We start from the raw sequence: 16,842 nt of genomic DNA, 5'->3' as shown, positions 1-16,842 counted from the left end.
TTAGACCAGCATACCTTTCCATACCATAATGAGGATCACGATCCCTACCAGGATGCGGTAATAGCCGAACATCCGGAAGCCGTGTTTCTGGAGGTAAGTAATAAAAGTACGGATCGCAATCATAGCCACTACAAAAGCGACGGCATTGCCCACGACCAGCAACAGCAGGTTGTGCCGGTCCGTCAATATCTCCGGCGTAGTCTTCCAGGCCTTTAGCAGCTTATAACCCGTAGCGGCCACCATGGTGGGCACGGCCAGGAAAAAAGAAAATTCCGCGGCAAAGGAGCGGGTCAGCTTTTGCTGCATTCCCCCGATGATGGTGGCTGCGCTGCGGCTCACGCCGGGGATCATGGCAATGCACTGCCAGAAACCGATCCGCAGCGCCTTAAAGATGTCCAGCTGCTGCTCCTCCCTGACGACAGGCTGCTTAAACCAGTTGTCCACAAACAACAGCACAATGCCGCCCAACAGCAGGGTAGCCCCTACAGTTACCGGGCTCTCGAGGAGCTGGTCTATCCGGTCGGCAAACAGATAGCCGACGATCAGCGCCGGTATCACCGCGATGATCAGCTTTATATAGAAGTTAAGCCGGTTCCGGTCAAAAAACCGCCTCCAGTAAAGCACCACCACAGCGAGGATAGCGCCCAGCTGTATCGCTACTTCAAAGAGTTTGGTAAAGTCCTGCCGCTCGATGCCCATCCAGGAGCTACCGATGATCAGATGGCCCGTGGAAGAGATGGGGAGAAATTCCGTAATACCTTCGATAATGGCTAAAATAACCGCCTGTATAATATCCATACCACCTTATTGCTGCTGACTGCCTTCGCCGGGTTCCCCCTGCCTGGGTTTTTTCATGATGGCATAGATTTCGATCAGCAGCCCGAGCACCAGCACGATGGGGGCCAGGGTGATCCTGCGGAAACTGTATACTTCCTTTGCATCAAATTTGGTAGGGTCCGGGCTGCCGCCTCCGACCATCAGCAGGTATCCGATCACCAGCACCGCCAGACCGGCCAGCATGATGATAAAATTTTCCCGGCCAAAAAGAAAGAGAGTACGCTGGGAGGTAGACAGGCTCTTTTGCGAAGCGCTCCCTCCCTTTTTATGGATTCTGTCCGTAGTGTTTGCCATGCTTTTTATTTTAATACAGGTCGTCCAGCTTCAGCCGGAGATATTTCATCACCGAACGGTGCGTGCTGAACAATGAAATACAGATGCCGATCAGAATGAGGCCTGCAAAAAGAAATCCCACCAGCGTATAGTCGCGCATAGCACTGATCTCGGGCAATTCCTTCTGGGCGTAATACATGATGATGCAGATACCGATGATAGCCAGCACGGCGCTGATCAGGCCGTTCACGATGCTGCGCAGGTCGAAAGGCCGGGCTATAAATCCCCGCGTGGCGCCCACCATCTGCATGGTCTTGATCAGGAAGCGGTTGCTGAACATGGCCAGCCGAATGGTATTGTCGATCAATACAATCACCACGATGGACAGGATGATGCTGATACCCAGAATGACGACCCCGATCTTCCGGACATTATCGCTCAGCTTGCTGACCAGGGCGCGCTGATAATAGACCTCCCGGACATTGCTGTTTTCGAGCAAGCGGTCTTCCACCACCTTCAGGCTATCCGGATTCACATATCGTGCATTGGCCTTGAAGTTGATGCTGGCGTACAGGGGGTTCGATTTCAGCAGGGCAATGAAGTCCTCTCCAAAATCCTTTTTAAACCTTTCGGCCGCCATATCCTTGCTTACATATTCGACAGATTTCACAAAAGGGCGCGTAGCCAGCGTATCTTTCAGGGCTTGGGCGGTCTTGTCGTTCACATCATCGCGCAGGATGACCTGTATCTCGATATTTTCCCGGAAATAGGTGCTCAGCTTCTGGGCATGGATCACGATCAGCCCCAGCGTTCCCAGCAGAAAAAGCACCAGCGCCACGCCTATGACTGACATCACATAGGACGGCTTGGACCTTTTTGCAGAAGATTTTCCAACTTGTGCCATGACCGGGTTTGTGAGCGAAAGTATAAAAAATTGACGGTTTGGCTTAATTTTGCCGCTTATAAACGAAATTTTAACTATTTTATTTTACCGGGCCTCGGCCGGCGCCCTGCCTGCTGGGGCCCGGCCAGACGGGAAGGCGCGCTACAGCTGCCGGGATGCCAAAGTGAGTACAATCCACTCACGCCTTTCCGGAAAAACGGGCAGCTACAAAGACCAATCATCAGCTATGGAATACCGCTTCAGAGCAATCGAAAAAAAATGGCAGCAGCAGTGGCGGGAAAAGGGCACCTACCGTGTCAGCAACGATACGGAAAAGCCCAAATGCTATGTACTGGACATGTTCCCTTATCCTTCGGGGGCCGGTCTTCATGTAGGCCATCCCCTGGGATATATCGCTTCGGATATCTATGCCCGTTATAAAAGGTTAAAAGGGTTCCATGTGCTGCATCCCATGGGATACGACGCATTCGGGCTGCCGGCCGAGCTCTATGCCCTCGATACGGGTCAGCACCCGGCGGTGACTACCGAACAAAACATCCGTCGCTACCGGGAGCAGCTGGATAACATCGGCTTCTGCTTCGACTGGAGCCGGGAGGTACGCACCTCCGATCCCTCCTTTTATAAATGGACGCAGTGGATATTCCTGCAGCTTTTCAACAGCTGGTTCAACCGGGAGCGGCAGCAGGCGGAACGCATTCCCGCGCTGGTCAGCCTCTTCGAGCAGGAAGGAAATATCCGGCACGAATGTCCGGGCGATAGCAGTCTGATGTTTTCTGCAGCAGCGTGGCAAGGGTATGACACCCAAAAGCAGCAGGAGATACTCATGCACTACCGGCTCGCGTACTGCGGCTACGGGGAGGTCAACTGGTGCGAGGCGCTGGGTACCGTGCTGGCCAACGACGAGGTGGTGAACGGGGTAAGCGAGCGGGGCGGCTTTCCCGTAGTGAGGAAGCAGCTGCGGCAGTGGTACCTGCGCATCACCGAATATGCAGACCGGCTCCTGGAAGGGCTGACCCGTGTGGACTACAGCGAAGCCATGAAGGACATGCAGGCCAACTGGATCGGCAGGTCCGAAGGCGCCGAGATCCGCTTTGCCCTGGACGTTCCTTCTGCAGCAGGCGCAGCACAGCCGTATCTGGATGTTTACACCACGCGCCCGGACACCCTCTTCGGGGTGGATTTTATGGTGCTGGCTCCCGAACATGATTTGGTGGATACGATCACCACCCGGGAGCAGCGCCCTGATGTGGAGGCCTATGTGAATTATGTAAAAAGCCGCAGCGAGCGGGAACGGCAGGCCGAGAAGCAGATCAGCGGCTGCTTTACGGGCGCCTACGCCCTGCATCCCTTCAGCGGTAAAAAGATACCGGTCTGGATCTCGGAATATGTACTGGCCGGCTACGGCACGGGAGCCATCATGGCGGTGCCCTGCGGGGACGAGCGGGATCACCGCTTTGCGCAGCATTTCGATATCCCGGTTACCAATATCATCGGAGAAGCCTATACCGGCGAAGCCGCGAATCCCAGCAAGGACGCCATCTTGCAAAACAGCGGTTTCCTGGACGGGATGCGCATGCGGGACGCTGCAGCAGCGGTGGTCCGCAGGCTGGAAGATACGGGCCAGGGCCGGCGTAAGGTCAATTATAAAATGCGGGACGCTGCCTTCAGCCGGCAGCGGTACTGGGGAGAGCCTTTCCCCATTACCTGGGATAACGGCGTCGCCGTTCCCCTGGATGAAAACGCTCTGCCCCTGGAACTGCCCCACGTGGAAAAATACCGTCCCGGTCCGGAGGGCGAAGGTCCCCTGGCCAATGTGGAAAGCTGGACCTCACGCCACCTCGAAACCAATACCATGCCCGGCTATGCAGGCAGCAGCTGGTATTTCCTCCGGTATATGGACCCGCACAACGACCAGGCCTTTGCCGCCCGCGCAGCAACGGACTACTGGAACCAGGTGGATGTATATGTCGGCGGCACCGAGCATGCGGTGGGCCACCTGCTCTATTCCCGGCTCTGGACCAAGGTGCTGTACGATCTCGGGTATCTCGGCTTTGATGAGCCTTATAAAAAGCTGATCAACCAGGGCATGATCCAGGGCAGTTCCCGGCTGGTCTACCGCGTGCGGGACAGCAACCGCTTTGTCAGCGCCGGTCTGAAAGACGGATACCTTACCGATCCCCTGCACGTGGATGTGAATCTGGTAGAGGGCATGGAACTCAATATCGAAGCATTCCGCCAATGGCGTCCCGAATACCGCGACGCCTCCTTCATACTGGAAGACGGCAGATACCTGTGCGGCAGCGAGGCGGAAAAGATGAGCAAACGGTATTACAACGTGGTCAACCCCGATGATATCGTGGAAAAATACGGCGCGGATACATTCCGCATGTATGAGATGTTCCTGGGTCCCATAGAGCAGTCCAAGCCCTGGGACAGCAAAGGCATTGAAGGTGTGCATCGCTTCCTGAAAAAGCTGTGGCGGCTTTTCGCGGATGAGCAAAAAGGATGGATCGTAACGGCCGAGCCGCCCTCCGAAGATGCCCTGCGCATATTGCACAAAACGATCCGCAAGGTAGAGGAAGATACGCAGCGCTTTTCTTACAACACGGCCATCAGCCAGCTGATGATCTGTGTAAACGAGCTGACCGCCCTGGATAGTCACAGCCGCGCCGTGCTGGAGCCCCTGCTGGTGCTGCTGACGCCCTATGCCCCGCATATCTGCGAAGAGCTGTGGCAGCAGCTGGGTCATGATACCACGGTACTGGATGCCGCCTATCCCGCAGCGGAGGAAAAATACCTGGCGGAGAGCACGGTAAAATACCCGGTAGCCATCAACGGCAAAACGCGGACCGATATGGTATTCCCGGCGGACGCAGACGCTGCAGCCATCGAATCGGAGGTGCTGCAGCACGAGGTGGTGCGGAAGTGGATGGATGGAAAGGCCCCGAAAAAGGTGATCATCGTAAAAGGGCGTATGATCAACATCGTCGTGTGAGCCCGGCTATCCCGGCTCGTCCCCGGCAGACCCCCGCCCCGTCGCATGACGGTTAAAGGCTTCTTCCATTTTCTGCCGGTCAAACGCCTTTTCATTATTGGCAATAAAGATGGTGGCCACCCCGTTGCCGATGATATTGGTCAGCGCGCGCGATTCGGACATAAAACGGTCTACCCCCAGCAGCACCGCCATGCCTTCCACCGGAATGACCTTGGTGGCGGCAAGCGTGGAAGCCAGCACGATAAAGCCGCTGCCCGTAACCCCTGCCGCCCCCTTGGAGGTAAGCATGAGGATCAGGATGATCGAAAGCTGGTGGCTGATGCTGAGGTGGATATGGAATACCTGGGCCAGGAAGATGGTGCTCATGGCCATATAAATCGTTGTGCCGTCCAGGTTGAAAGAGTAACCGGTAGGCACCACCAATCCCACTACCGGCTTGGCACAGCCCATATGCTCCAGCTTTTCCATGATCTGGGGCAATACCGACTCGGAGGAAGAGGTACCCAATACCAGCAGCAGCTCTTCCCGGATGTATCCGAGAAATTTCCAGAGGCTCACCCGGTAATAACGCAGCAGCAGGTTCAGCACCACGAAAATAAAGATCAGCATTGTGCTGTACACGCTTATCATCAGCTTGCCCATAGGCAGCAGGGCCTCCCAGCCGAACTTACCGATGGTATAAGCCATGCCCCCGAGCGCACCCAGCGGCGCCAGCTTCATGATAAAGCGCAGCATGATAAAAAACACCCCGGACAGCCGTTCAAAAGTCTGGATAAGCCCCTCCTTCCATTTGCCCATTTTGGACAAGGCCACCCCGAAGAGGATGGAAAAGAAAAGTATCTGCAGGATATCCCCTTTGGCAAAAGCCTCGATGAAATTTTCGGGCACGATATGCAAAAAGAAATCTACCCAGTTCATATGGGCAGCCTGATCCGCATATTGCCGGATATCGGGGAGCTGTATACGGTCCGCGGAAATACCCCGTCCCGGCTTGATGAGGTTGGCCAGCACCACGGCGATCAGCAGGGCAAAGGTAGTCACCAGCTCAAAATAAAGGATGGCTTTGCCACCCACACGGCCCACCTTTTTCAGGCTCTCCATCCTGCCGATGCCCAGCACGATGGTCAGGAAAATAATGGGGGCGATCAGCATGCGGATCATGTTGATGAACACATCCCCCGCCGGCTTCAGCTTCACGGCTGCCTGGGGGGCGCAGATCCCGATCGCCACGCCGAGGATGATGGCGCAGATCACCTGAAAGGTGAGGTTGCGTAACAGTCTCAAAAGGCCAGGTTTAGCGCGGTTATTTCAAATTTAAAGGCAGGAATCATGGCAGTAGCACGCTCACCGTTTCCAGACAATTACAGGGCAGCTCCTCTACCCGGTCCGCATCCAGCACCACCGTGTTCTGATCGGCCTGCACCTGCAGCGGCACAGCCCGTACCGTCTGATCGGGGGGAATCTTATCGTACTCGCCAAAGGCGTTTTTCAATTTACGCACGTCTATCATATCCTCATGCGGAATACCGACATAGCGGCTATTTACCTTGTCCCGGTAGATAAGAAACTCACCGGTGGTGGGTATAATGCTGAAAGTAAGCTCCATTTACGGTTATTTTGGAATAAATGTATAAAAAATATAACGATTCCGGCTCCCTGCGGAAATGGCGTCTCCGTTAGAGGCACGATGTTTGTGTCCTTCTCTGTGAACACTTAAAAGAGAACCCCCATGAAAAAGATCTTAAGACCCGGGATTACGATCCTGGTAGCAGCGGCTTTTCTGGCTGCATGCAGCTCTACACGCAACAGCAGCGGCAATGGCAATGCCGACAGCACGATGCAATCCATGCCGCCGGCAGATAACAATATGAACAACCTGCCGCCGTCCAGCACTTCGCCCATGCCGCCGACATCCACGCCTAATCCCGGAGCCAGTCCTTCCACACCCGGCAGCAGCCCGATGAACCCGAGCCCTTCTTCGCCGCCGCCTGCAGGAGGATCCTCGCCGATGGGACCGCAATAACGTCTTTTACCGTACAAGCAAGAAAACGGTAAAATACGAACGTGGAAGAACGCCTGCGGCGTTCTTCCACGTTTTTTCGTTGTACGCTGTTGTACAGCATATACCCGCGCACCAACTACAGCTGTGTGCTCCGCAGCAGCCGTCCGCCCGCATCGCGGAAGCGCTGCATGGCTTTTTTATAATCTTCCTCTTTTAGCGCCTGAGCGGCATCTTCGATGATCACCGTATCAAAGCCCGCAGCCAGACTGTCCAGGGCGGTAAAAAACACACAGATATCGGCGGCCAGACCGGCGAGATATATTTCATGAACCTGCATGCCCTGCAGATAGGCGGCCAGACCGGTGCTGCGGCGATGCCCGTTGTCATAAAATCCGCTATAGCTGTCTATTGCCGGATCCATTCCCTTGCGGAAGACAGCCGCTATATGATGCTGGGAAATTTCCGCGGAAATTTCTGCTCCCTGCGTCTCCTGCACACAATGTGCCGGCCACAAGACCTGTGGTAATCCTTCCAGCTCCACCTGTTCAAAAACCTTTTTGCCCGGATGGTTCCGGGCAAAACTTTTATGATCCGGCGGATGCCAGTCCTGTGTAGCCACTACCAGATCAAACAGGGGCTGCAGCCGGTTCACGACCGGGATAATGCGGTCTCCGCCCGGCACTTCGAGGGCGCCGCCCGGCAGGAAATCATACTGGATATCGATGAGCAGCAACGCTTTCATCCGTTAATAATTATCTTTTTCAATGGTCGGATGACTGCGAAGCTGCATCGAGACCTATTATAAAATCCATTATGAGCGAGATAAACCTCGCACATTAATATACTTCTGTGCGATAAATATTATCATGCTCGTTTTCATGAGGCATAGTCTACTGCAAAATACAAATAAAGCCGGGGCAAGACTACCCCGGCTTTCCGTTAAACCTGCTACTATAAAAATCTTTATTCTAATACCACATAATGCTGGCGGCGGTATTCCCTGCCCCATATCCGGTAAGCCACATACAGGAGGAGGAACACAGGAGGCAGCAGCAGGGTGTATACCACCCATTTTCCGCCAAAGAAATCCCGCATGGGCGTCAGGCGCACCATCATCAGGTACATCACCGGCACCAGCACCAGCGTAAGGAAGGTGGCGAAGATGAGGCCGAAGATCATCGTCCAGCACAGCGGCCCCCAGAAATCGGCGTTGTCGCCGCCGAAAAAGAGGTGCGGGTTGAGTTCCGAGAAGAGCGCTACAAAGTCGATGTTCATGCCTACCGCGAGGGGAATAAGCCCCAGTATGGTAGCCGTGGCCGTCAGGATCACCGGCGTCATCCTCGTTTTGCCCGCTTCCAGCAGCGCCTCCTTCAGCGGCATGCCCTGCGCCAGCATGAGGTCGGTGAATTCCACCAGCAGGATACCGTTACGCACCACGATACCCGCCAGCGCGATCAGCCCGACGCCGGACATTACGATGGAGATGCTCATCTTAAAGAGGGCCACCCCGATCAGCACGCCGATAATGCTGAACACTACTTCGCTGATAATGATCAAAGGTTTGCTGAGGGAGTTGAACAGGGTAACCAGGATCAGGAAGATCAGCCCGATGGCTACCAGCATGGCCGCCTGCAGGAAGGACATGGTTTCCTGCTGATCCTGCTGGTCGCCGCCCATGGTGGCGGAAATGCCGGCCGGGAAATGGTATTGCGCGATCGCATCCTGGATATTCTTTACCACCTCGTTGGCGTTATATCCGCCCAGCACATTGGAGGTAAGACTGATGATCCGCTTCTGGTCTTTCCGTTTGATGCCGCCGTAGGTGCTGGAGTAATGAATATCTGCCAGGGAGGAGATAGGCACCTGCCGTATGGCCCCGTTCATATTCATATCCTGATAGGTGATGACCATATTGCGGATCAGATCCACATTATAGCGCTGATCTTCGCGTACCCGCATGTTGATGGGAAAATCGTCGTCTTCGTTCGGATCCCGGAAACGGCTGATCTCCGTGCCGAAGATGGCGCTGCGCAGGGCAAAGCCGATCTGTCCGGTTGATATCCCCTGCCGGTTGGCAAACTCGCGATTCAGGTCAAACACCAGCTCGGGCTTGTTGTTGTCAAAATCGGAACGCAGCTCCTCGATCCCCCCGATATTCTGCCGTTTGATAAACTGCTGCAGCTTCTGCGAAGTGGCGATGAGGGTGTCCAGGTTGTCGCCGGTGATCTCCACCACGATGGGCTTGCCGACGGGAGGGCCGCCCTGCTCCTTGTCCGCAGCGATCTCGGCCCCGGGAATACCTTTTACGGCTTCTCTGATCTGGTCCAGGTATTTCTGGGTGGAGACCCCATGCCGCTGATTGTACTGCACAAAGGATACGGTGATCTTACCGAGGTTATAGTGCGGACCGAAGTTGTCGTCGCTCATCGGATCGGCGGCGGCAATGGTTACGTTGGAGATCACGGAGGTCACCACCGGGTTCTCCTTTCCTTTGGCATAATCGATACCCAGCACTTTGTTCACCCTTCCTTCCACTTCTTCCAGCACTTCATTGGTATGCGCCTGGTCGGTGCCGATCGGCATCTTCAGGTATACATATACGAAATTGGGGTCCGATTCGGGGAAGAATTCCACCTTGGGGCCGCGCACGGCAAAGAAGATAAACGACAGGACAAACAGCACCAGCATGCCGGTCATCATCCAGCCCGGGCTTTTCAGCACCCTTTTCAGCAGGTTCACATACCGCCGCTGCACACCGGGCCATACACGGGTCTGGAATTTCTCCACCAGCTTTTCCAGCACAAATTTGTTCAGCAGGTACAGCAGCAGCAGGAACACCGTGAAATTGCCCATGCCAAAGCTGCCGAATACATAAAAGATAAGGGCCAGGGCCAGGAGGACTACACAGGTGATCTTCATTCCCTTTGTCCATTTCGATTTCTTCGGCCCTCCATGCTCATGCGGCTTCATAAAGTCCACCGCAAATACCGGGTTAATGATATAGGCCACGACGAGGGAGGCCAGCAGGGTAATGATCAGGGTCAACGGCAGGAAGAACATAAATTTCCCCACGATGCCCTTCCAGAAGAGCAGCGGCACGAAGGGCGCCAGCGTAGTGAGGGTACCCGCCAGCACGGGAAGGAATACTTCGCCGGTGGCTGTTTTTGCCGCCTGCATGATAGGCATCTTGCCGTTGTCAAAGATGCGGTGGGTATTCTCGATCACCACGATGGCGTCGTCCACCACGATACCCAGCGCCAGCAGGAACGAGAAGAGCACGATCATGTTCATCGTAAAGCCGAACGAGGGCATGACCATGAAGGCGATGAACATGGACAGCGGTACGGACAGGCCGACAAATATGGCATTGGTGACGCCCATAAAGAACATCAGGATCAGCGTCACCAGGACGAACCCGATGATGATGGTATTGATCAGGTCGTGCAGGGTGGTGCGCGTGAGATCGGATTGATCGCCCGTGATCACGATATTCAGGTTCTTGGGCAATACCGTGTTTTGCATATCCTGCACCACCTGGCGCACATGATCCGAGGCTTCGATGAGGTTGGTGCCGCTGCGTTTAACGATGTTCAGCGTGATCACCGGCTTTGCACCGAGACGGGCATAGCTTTCCTGCTCCTTGAAGGTATCCTTTACAGCCGCGATATCTTTCAGGTATACCTGCCCGCCCGCCGGGGAGCGGATGATCAGGTTGCCGATCTGCGCCGCATTGGAGAATTCCTGCTTGAGCGTCACATCCCGGCGTTCTCCGTTCATCTTCACGGTTCCGCCGGAGGTGGTGATGTTTTCGGCGGATACGGCGTCCTTTATATTCTGAAAGGATATTTTCGCCGCCGCCATCTTGTTCATATCCAGGTCGATCTGCACTTCCCGGTCCAGCGCGCCGGCGATGTCCACCCGGTTGATCTCCGGAATGGCCTCGATCCGGTCCTGGATATCGTCTGCATAGTCCTTCAGCTTCTTGAGATCATAATCCCCGGATATGTTCACATAGAGAATGGGCAGGTCCGAAAGGTTGACGTCCAGCACATCGGGCGCCTGCGGAAGGTCCTTGGGAAAGGTGGTCGTCGCCCTGGCCTTGTCCACGGCGTCCTTCACCTCCTGCTTGGCCGCGACGATATCCACGTCCGTATTGAATTCCACTTTTACCATGGAAAAATCCTGGAAGGAATTGCTCGTGATCCTTTTCAGGCCCTTCAGGGATTTACATTGCTTTTCGATCTCCTTGGTCACCAGCTTTTCCATGTTCTCCGGAGAGGTACCCGGATACTGGGTGGTCACATAGATGGTGGGGATGGTGATCTCGGGAAACTGCTCCTTGGGCAGCCCGTTATAGACCAGCAGACCCGCCAGCGTGATGATGATGGTGATGATATAGATACTGGTGCGGTTGTTGATCGCCCAGCTCGAGGGTTTAAATTCTTTTGCGATGTCTTGCATGATTCAGGAATTCATGTATAATTATCCATTCACTATTTCCAGCGGGTTGCCCTCGCCGACGGATTCAAAACCGGCGGTGATGACCTGATCTCCCTCCTTGAGTCCGGAGGTGATTTCCGCCTGTCCGTTATAACGCTGGCCTACGGTTATCTTCACTCTTTTGGCTTTGTTCTGGTCTGCCACATAAACATAATCCCCATCCGCCGCATGCTGAATTACGCTGATCGGGATCGTCAGGGCGTCCTTGCTGGTATAGCTGATCACTTTGATGACGGCCAGCATATTGGGATGATACTTGTTGCTGTTGGGCAGGCGGATCTCTATGTTAAAAGCCCGGCTGGACTGATCAATGACCCTTCCGGCATAGGATATCCGGGTATGCAGCGTATCCTGCGTATCGGGGAAGATGATATCTACGGGGCCTCCGTTCTTTACCTTTGAGATATAGGATTCTCCGATTTCTCCTTTTACCTTCAGGTCGCTGGTATTGACTACCCGCATTACCACCATACCCGGCTGGGCTGCGTCCCCGATCTTGGCCGTTACATTATCCACTGTACCGCTTACCGGAGATTTGATCTTGTAGGTACTGAGCTGGGACTGCAATACGGCCACCTGCTTCTGCGCGCTCTCATAGTTGTTTTTTGCCGTCAGCATCTGTACTTCGGTACCAATGTTCTGGTCCCAGAGATTTTTTTGCCGGCCATACAGGTTTTTCGCATAATCCAGCTGGCTCTGCGCCTGTGCGATCTGCTGGCGGACTACCTTGTCATCAATCTGAGCCAATACCTGGCCCTTGCCTACATGCTGTCCGGCCTTTACAAAGATGCCTGTAATCACACCCGGCGCCTCAGGGGTAACACCGGCATTTTCTTCCGCATCCACCCGGCCCTGTACCTGGATATAATTCCTGAACTCCGAGGGGTGTAGCGCCATAACAGAGACGGGAATAGCCTTGACAGTCTGGGAATCTCCCACGGTAGCTTCCAGGGCAGCGATCTGTTTGTTCAGCGCATCACGCTGCGTTTTCAGCTGTTTCAGCTGTTCCTGTTTGTTACCCGGTTTGGACTGGCAGGCAGCCAGCAAGAGCGCCATGCCGCTGATGATAAAAAGGCGTTGCATAGAGATGTATTTGTGGTATTTCGGTTGCATAATGTTTAGAGTTGTCCGACTGCTTTTTGATAATCGATCTTGGAAATAATGGCATCGTAGAGTGCGCTGAAATAGTTGGTCTGCGCCTGTTTCAGATCATTTTCTGCATTGACTACCTCCAGGTTGCTGCCTACGCCGGCCTGGTATTTTTTCTTCGTAGTATTATACACATCTTCAGCCAGCTTCATGTTGCGTTCCTGCGCCTGCAGGGTCAGCAGGTTACTTTCCAGTGTGGAGTGCGTCTGATCCAGCTCCAGATCAATGGATTGTTTCATATTATCCAGCGCCACCTGCGACTTTTCCACATTCAGCCTGGCTTTTTGTATCCGATGATTCTGCTGGAAACCGGAGAAGATGGGAATATGCAGATCGAGCCCTATTACACCGTAACCATACCAGGTATTGTTCAGGTTGAAATAGTCGAAGCGTGTGCTGGCCCGGTTGGTGCCGACGGTCCCCGAAAAGGTGAGGGTGGGCAGCTTGGCCAGCTTATACCGTTTCAGATCGAACTCATTTACCCGCTTCTGGGTCTCCAGCAGGCTGTAATCGATCCGACGGGAATAATCAAAGGGGGCATCGCCAAGCGTTTCCCGCAGTCCGGAAAAATTAAGGGTATCCGAAAGCGTTAGCTGATCTTTCATCGGCATCCCCATCTGGAATTTGAGCAACAACTCCCCTACATGCATCAGATTGGAAAGCTTTGTTTTCTCCGAGCGAAGATTGGTAAGCTGTACGTTTGTACGGTCAATATCCAGCTTCTCTGCAAAGCCGTTCTTGTACATGGCGTCGGTTTCCCGCAGCAGCTGTTCAATACGGCTGATGTTGTCATCCACCAAAACCATCTGCTTACGGTTGATCAATACGTTGTAATAAGCTTTGGAAACCGCCACCCGTGTATCCCGTTCGGTTTGCAGCACAGATTTATGCGCCAGCTCCTCGAGGGTTTTCCGGGCCTGCAAGGCTACCATTACGCTGGGATCGAACAACGTCTGGCTGAGCGTAATGGATCCTACAGCATTGTATTGGATCCCGAATTCGAACGGCACGAGCGTACCCTTGGGCACCGTCGGGTCAAACATAGAAGCGTCGATCAGCTGTTTCTGGATCACCACATTGTCCTGGAAGCTACCGGTAGCGCTGACCTGTGGCAGAGCCTGCCCGGTGACTTCCTTATTTGTTTCCAGTGAAATGGCCTCGTCAATACGGGCGGAGCGCACCTGCGCCTGATGCTGCAACGCATAATCGATACATTGCTGCAAACTCATGGGCTGCGTATCCTGCCCGTATGCCGCCCCGGCGGTCAGCGCCAGGCTGAAGAGGGACAAAAGGGTTTTTGCAATACGGTTCACTTGAAAATAATTTTAATGGTTGACAGACTTTAAGATATGTACGTTCATTTTGCATTCCGGCGGTTATTCATGCTGTCTTTGCCGTCTCGGATGCCGTTTGCTTTTTTAAATATCTCTGGATCAGCTTGTACCCCTTCAGCGTGGACAGCCCGAACAGGAAGTTCAGTCTCAGCTCCTGCTGTACCTGGCTCATCTCATAACGGTCTCCGGGAAAGAACTCGGGGCGGAAGCAGATCATACAGGTTTCCAGCCTTGCCTTGGCCACGATATCCATCCGGATATTATCGCGGTACAGGCCTTCCGTCATCCCTCTTTTGAGGTTTGCATAAATGTTTTTCAGCACAAACCCGTCCATATGCTCCCGGAATACCGCATAGGCCTTAGGATGATACTTCTGCAGGTCCATGATCACCACCGGATTCATATTGCGAAAAAACCCCTCCAGGTACCGCATGGTCTGCAGCAGCTCCTCTATCGCGTCGCCGGCGCTTTGCTGGTATGTCAGGCACAGGTCCTGAATTCCCTGCACGCTGTGCTGCACCACCCGCGTCACCAGCTCGTCCTTGTCTGCAAAATGCAGGTAAAGGGTCTTTTTGGACATCCCCATACGGGCGGCTATCTCATCCATCGTTACAAGCCGCACCCCATACTGACGGAACAGGGTAAACGCGGTTTCGAGGATGCGGGTCACAGCCAATGCCGATTTCTCTGCTTTCTCCATATTTCAAATTCGGGGACAAAACTATGAAAACTTTCAGTACTCCGATAGTTTCCATTAAGAAAATTTATATTATCTCTGCCGTTGCCCCCTTCTTTCCGGCTGTAAAAGTGCATCCCGCCCACACGCTTTTCAAACAGATTCCGGCGAATTGTCGCAAAAGATCGGTGAAAAGGCGGAGGGTGCCGTTAAACGGCCCGCGGAATTTAACCTACTTTTACAGGGCCTAAGCAACATACATTCCTATGAAATCAGGTATGATAGTGCTCCCAAAAACGGGACGACCCTTATAGACGACCCTTATAAAGGACAAAAAACGGACGGATGAAACCGAGCACGATAATACTTGTCATACAGAAACATATTGATATGCGGGGCTCATCCCGTTCATGGTAATAAGTCATAGGTCTCGATGCCCCTTCGGTGTCGCCGGCCCGCCGTAAAGCTATCGCGGGCTGGTCTGACCATTAAAAAATGAATATCAACAGATGAAAAAGCGATTTACTTTTACCCGGCTGCTCCAGCACTTCTTCCAGGGCGTTATCGTACTGGCGCCGATCTTCTTCACCGGCTATGTGATTTATTGGGCGTTCACCTTAGTGGACAGCTTTTTCCAGGTGACCATCCCGCATGTGGGCATCATCCCCGGTCTGGGCGTGCTGCTTGTCATCGTCGGCATAGCAGCGGTGGGGTATCTTTCATCCTCCTTCCTGGTAAAACGTCTCTTCGACCTCTTTGATTACCTGTTGGAACGTACGCCGGTCATCAAGTATATCTATACCTCCATCAAGGATGTATTTGACGCTTTTATCGGGGAAAAGCGCAAGTTCGACCATCCCGTCCTCGTCACCGTCTATGCGGATGATGTGTGGGAAATCGGGTTTATTACCCAACAGGACATGAGCCAGTTCGGGCTGGAAGAAATGATGGCCGTGTATGTGCCCATGTCGTACGCCATCAGCGGCAAGGTTTACCTCCTGCCCCGGCATAAGGTACGTCCGCTGGACAACGTGTCCGCGGCCGATGCCATGAAGTTCGCCGTTTCGGGCGGGGTTACGGCGCTGTACCATGAGCACGGCAGCAGAAGGCATCCTCCGGAGCAGCCTCCTGCCGTATAAAGGAGTAAGCCGGCTGCTTTCCGTATCTTTATCCTGTTATGCATCTCCTCCTCCGGAACCGGGCAGCCGTCCTGCTGCTGTTCCTCCTGCTTCCCTCACTTGCGGAAGGATGGGGCTTTTTTGCGCACAAACGGATCAACAGGCTGGCCGTCTTTACCCTTCCTCCGCAAATGATACAGCTGTATAAGGCAGAGCTGGATTATATCACCGAGCATGCCACCGATCCGGACAAGCTGCGCTATGTATTCCCCGAAGAAGAATTTCATCATTTTATCGACCTGGACCGTTATGGCTCCTACCCTTATCCGGATCTGCCGCGGCGGAGAGACAGCGCCCAGCGCCGGTACGGGGCGGATTCCCTGCTGCACAACGGTACCGTACCCTGGTATGCACAGCGTATCTTCTACCGCCTTACCGACGCCTTCAGGAAAAAAGACAAGGCGCATATCCTGAAATGGTCCGCCTACCTGGGACATTATGTTGCCGATGCCTGCGTTCCCCTGCATGCCCATTCCAATTACAACGGACAGCAAACGGGCCAGGAAGGCATCCATGCCCTCTGGGAAAGCCGGATCCCCGAGCTGCTTGCCGATCGCAGCTTTGATTACTGGACCGGGAAGGCCGTATACATCGGCAATCCGCAGCGGTATATCTGGTCGCTGGTGATGGAAAGCGGCCGAGCAGCCGATACGGTGCTAAAAACAGAAAAAAGCCTGTCTGCCCGTTTTTCCGCCGACCGCCGATACGCCTTTCTCAACCGCGGAGGGGGAATGATGCGTAGCTACTCCCCCGCCTATGTCCGCGCTTACAACCAACGGTTGGAGGGCATGGTGGAGCGCCGCATGCGGAGGGCCATACAGGCGGTGGCTTCCCTCTGGTATACGGCCTGGGTAAATGCCGGTCAGCCCGCCCTGGATACCCTGGCCCCGCGATCCCTGTCACCGGCGGAAGCGGAGCAGCTGAAACTGCTCGGCGAAAAATGGCACCAGGCCACGCCTGCCGGCAGAACCCACGAGTGACTTCCCTGGCCGCC

General features: G+C 54.2%; 14 protein-coding genes. 3 read left to right on the top strand and 11 right to left on the bottom strand.

Going from position 1 to position 16,842, the window contains the following annotated elements; translation table 11 throughout:
• The 3 genes from ABD851_RS03010 to ABD851_RS03000 are packed head-to-tail and all read right to left on the bottom strand — an operon-like array spanning position 1 to position 1,963.
• Positions 1–798, bottom strand: coding sequence for an undecaprenyl-diphosphate phosphatase (locus ABD851_RS03010; RefSeq protein WP_344975114.1), 798 nt, complete (start codon positions 796–798; stop codon positions 1–3).
• 6 nt (positions 799–804) lie between these two features.
• Positions 805–1,131 carry a DUF3098 domain-containing protein gene (locus ABD851_RS03005; RefSeq protein ID WP_344975111.1) on the bottom strand — a complete coding sequence of 109 codons (327 nt, stop codon included), beginning with the start codon at positions 1,129–1,131 and terminating at the stop codon, positions 805–807.
• Positions 1,132–1,141: 10 nt separating this feature from the next.
• Positions 1,142–1,963, bottom strand: a complete 822-nt coding sequence (locus tag ABD851_RS03000) for a cell division protein FtsX (protein ID WP_344976393.1) — start codon at positions 1,961–1,963, stop codon at positions 1,142–1,144.
• Positions 1,964–2,240: 277 nt separating this feature from the next.
• Here ABD851_RS03000 and leuS point away from each other — a divergent pair, with 277 nt between their 5' ends.
• Complete coding sequence (gene leuS, locus ABD851_RS02995) at positions 2,241–5,009, top strand: leucine--tRNA ligase (protein WP_344975109.1); 2,769 nt, start codon at positions 2,241–2,243, stop codon at positions 5,007–5,009.
• Between the two features lie 6 nt (positions 5,010–5,015).
• On the opposite strand, the gene dctA is transcribed toward leuS, so the two are convergent.
• The 8 genes from dctA to ABD851_RS02955 all read right to left on the bottom strand — a co-directional run bounded on the left by dctA (position 5,016) and on the right by ABD851_RS02955 (position 14,694).
• Positions 5,016–6,293, bottom strand: coding sequence for a C4-dicarboxylate transporter DctA (gene dctA / locus ABD851_RS02990; RefSeq protein ID WP_344975106.1), 1,278 nt, complete (start codon positions 6,291–6,293; stop codon positions 5,016–5,018).
• Positions 6,294–6,336: 43 nt separating this feature from the next.
• Positions 6,337–6,615 carry a hypothetical protein gene (locus ABD851_RS02985; RefSeq protein ID WP_344975104.1) on the bottom strand — a complete coding sequence of 93 codons (279 nt, stop codon included), beginning with the start codon at positions 6,613–6,615 and terminating at the stop codon, positions 6,337–6,339.
• Positions 6,616–6,722: 107 nt separating this feature from the next.
• Entirely contained in the window at positions 6,723–7,049 is a 327-nt protein-coding gene (locus tag ABD851_RS02980; RefSeq protein WP_344975101.1) for a hypothetical protein, read from the bottom strand.
• 98 nt (positions 7,050–7,147) lie between these two features.
• A complete protein-coding gene (pncA, locus tag ABD851_RS02975) occupies positions 7,148–7,753 on the bottom strand; it encodes a bifunctional nicotinamidase/pyrazinamidase (protein ID WP_344975098.1) in 606 nt (201 codons plus the stop codon).
• Positions 7,754–7,974: 221 nt separating this feature from the next.
• A complete protein-coding gene (locus tag ABD851_RS02970; RefSeq protein WP_344975095.1) occupies positions 7,975–11,472 on the bottom strand; it encodes an efflux RND transporter permease subunit in 3,498 nt (1,165 codons plus the stop codon).
• A 21-nt stretch (positions 11,473–11,493) separates the two neighbouring features.
• On the bottom strand, positions 11,494–12,594 hold the full coding sequence (locus tag ABD851_RS02965) for an efflux RND transporter periplasmic adaptor subunit (RefSeq protein ID WP_344975092.1): 1,101 nt from the start codon (positions 12,592–12,594) through the stop codon (positions 11,494–11,496).
• Positions 12,595–12,629: 35 nt separating this feature from the next.
• Entirely contained in the window at positions 12,630–13,973 is a 1,344-nt protein-coding gene (locus tag ABD851_RS02960; RefSeq protein WP_344975089.1) for a TolC family protein, read from the bottom strand.
• 67 nt (positions 13,974–14,040) lie between these two features.
• On the bottom strand, positions 14,041–14,694 hold the full coding sequence (locus ABD851_RS02955) for a TetR/AcrR family transcriptional regulator (protein ID WP_344975086.1): 654 nt from the start codon (positions 14,692–14,694) through the stop codon (positions 14,041–14,043).
• A 485-nt stretch (positions 14,695–15,179) separates the two neighbouring features.
• Between ABD851_RS02955 and ABD851_RS02950 the strand changes: the two genes are divergently transcribed.
• Together ABD851_RS02950 and ABD851_RS02945 are read left to right on the top strand one after the other, a co-directional pair.
• Entirely contained in the window at positions 15,180–15,809 is a 630-nt protein-coding gene (locus ABD851_RS02950) for a DUF502 domain-containing protein (protein ID WP_344975083.1), read from the top strand.
• A gap of 38 nt (positions 15,810–15,847) precedes the next feature.
• On the top strand, positions 15,848–16,828 hold the full coding sequence (locus tag ABD851_RS02945; RefSeq protein WP_344975081.1) for a zinc dependent phospholipase C family protein: 981 nt from the start codon (positions 15,848–15,850) through the stop codon (positions 16,826–16,828).
• Positions 16,829–16,842 lie beyond the last annotated feature (14 nt).

Source organism: Compostibacter hankyongensis (assembly GCF_039541075.1).
In the GTDB taxonomy this organism is placed as follows: domain Bacteria; phylum Bacteroidota; class Bacteroidia; order Chitinophagales; family Chitinophagaceae; genus Compostibacter; species Compostibacter hankyongensis.
The sequence above is the reverse complement of the archived record's forward strand: the minus strand, read 5'-3'. Positions and strand labels throughout refer to the sequence as shown.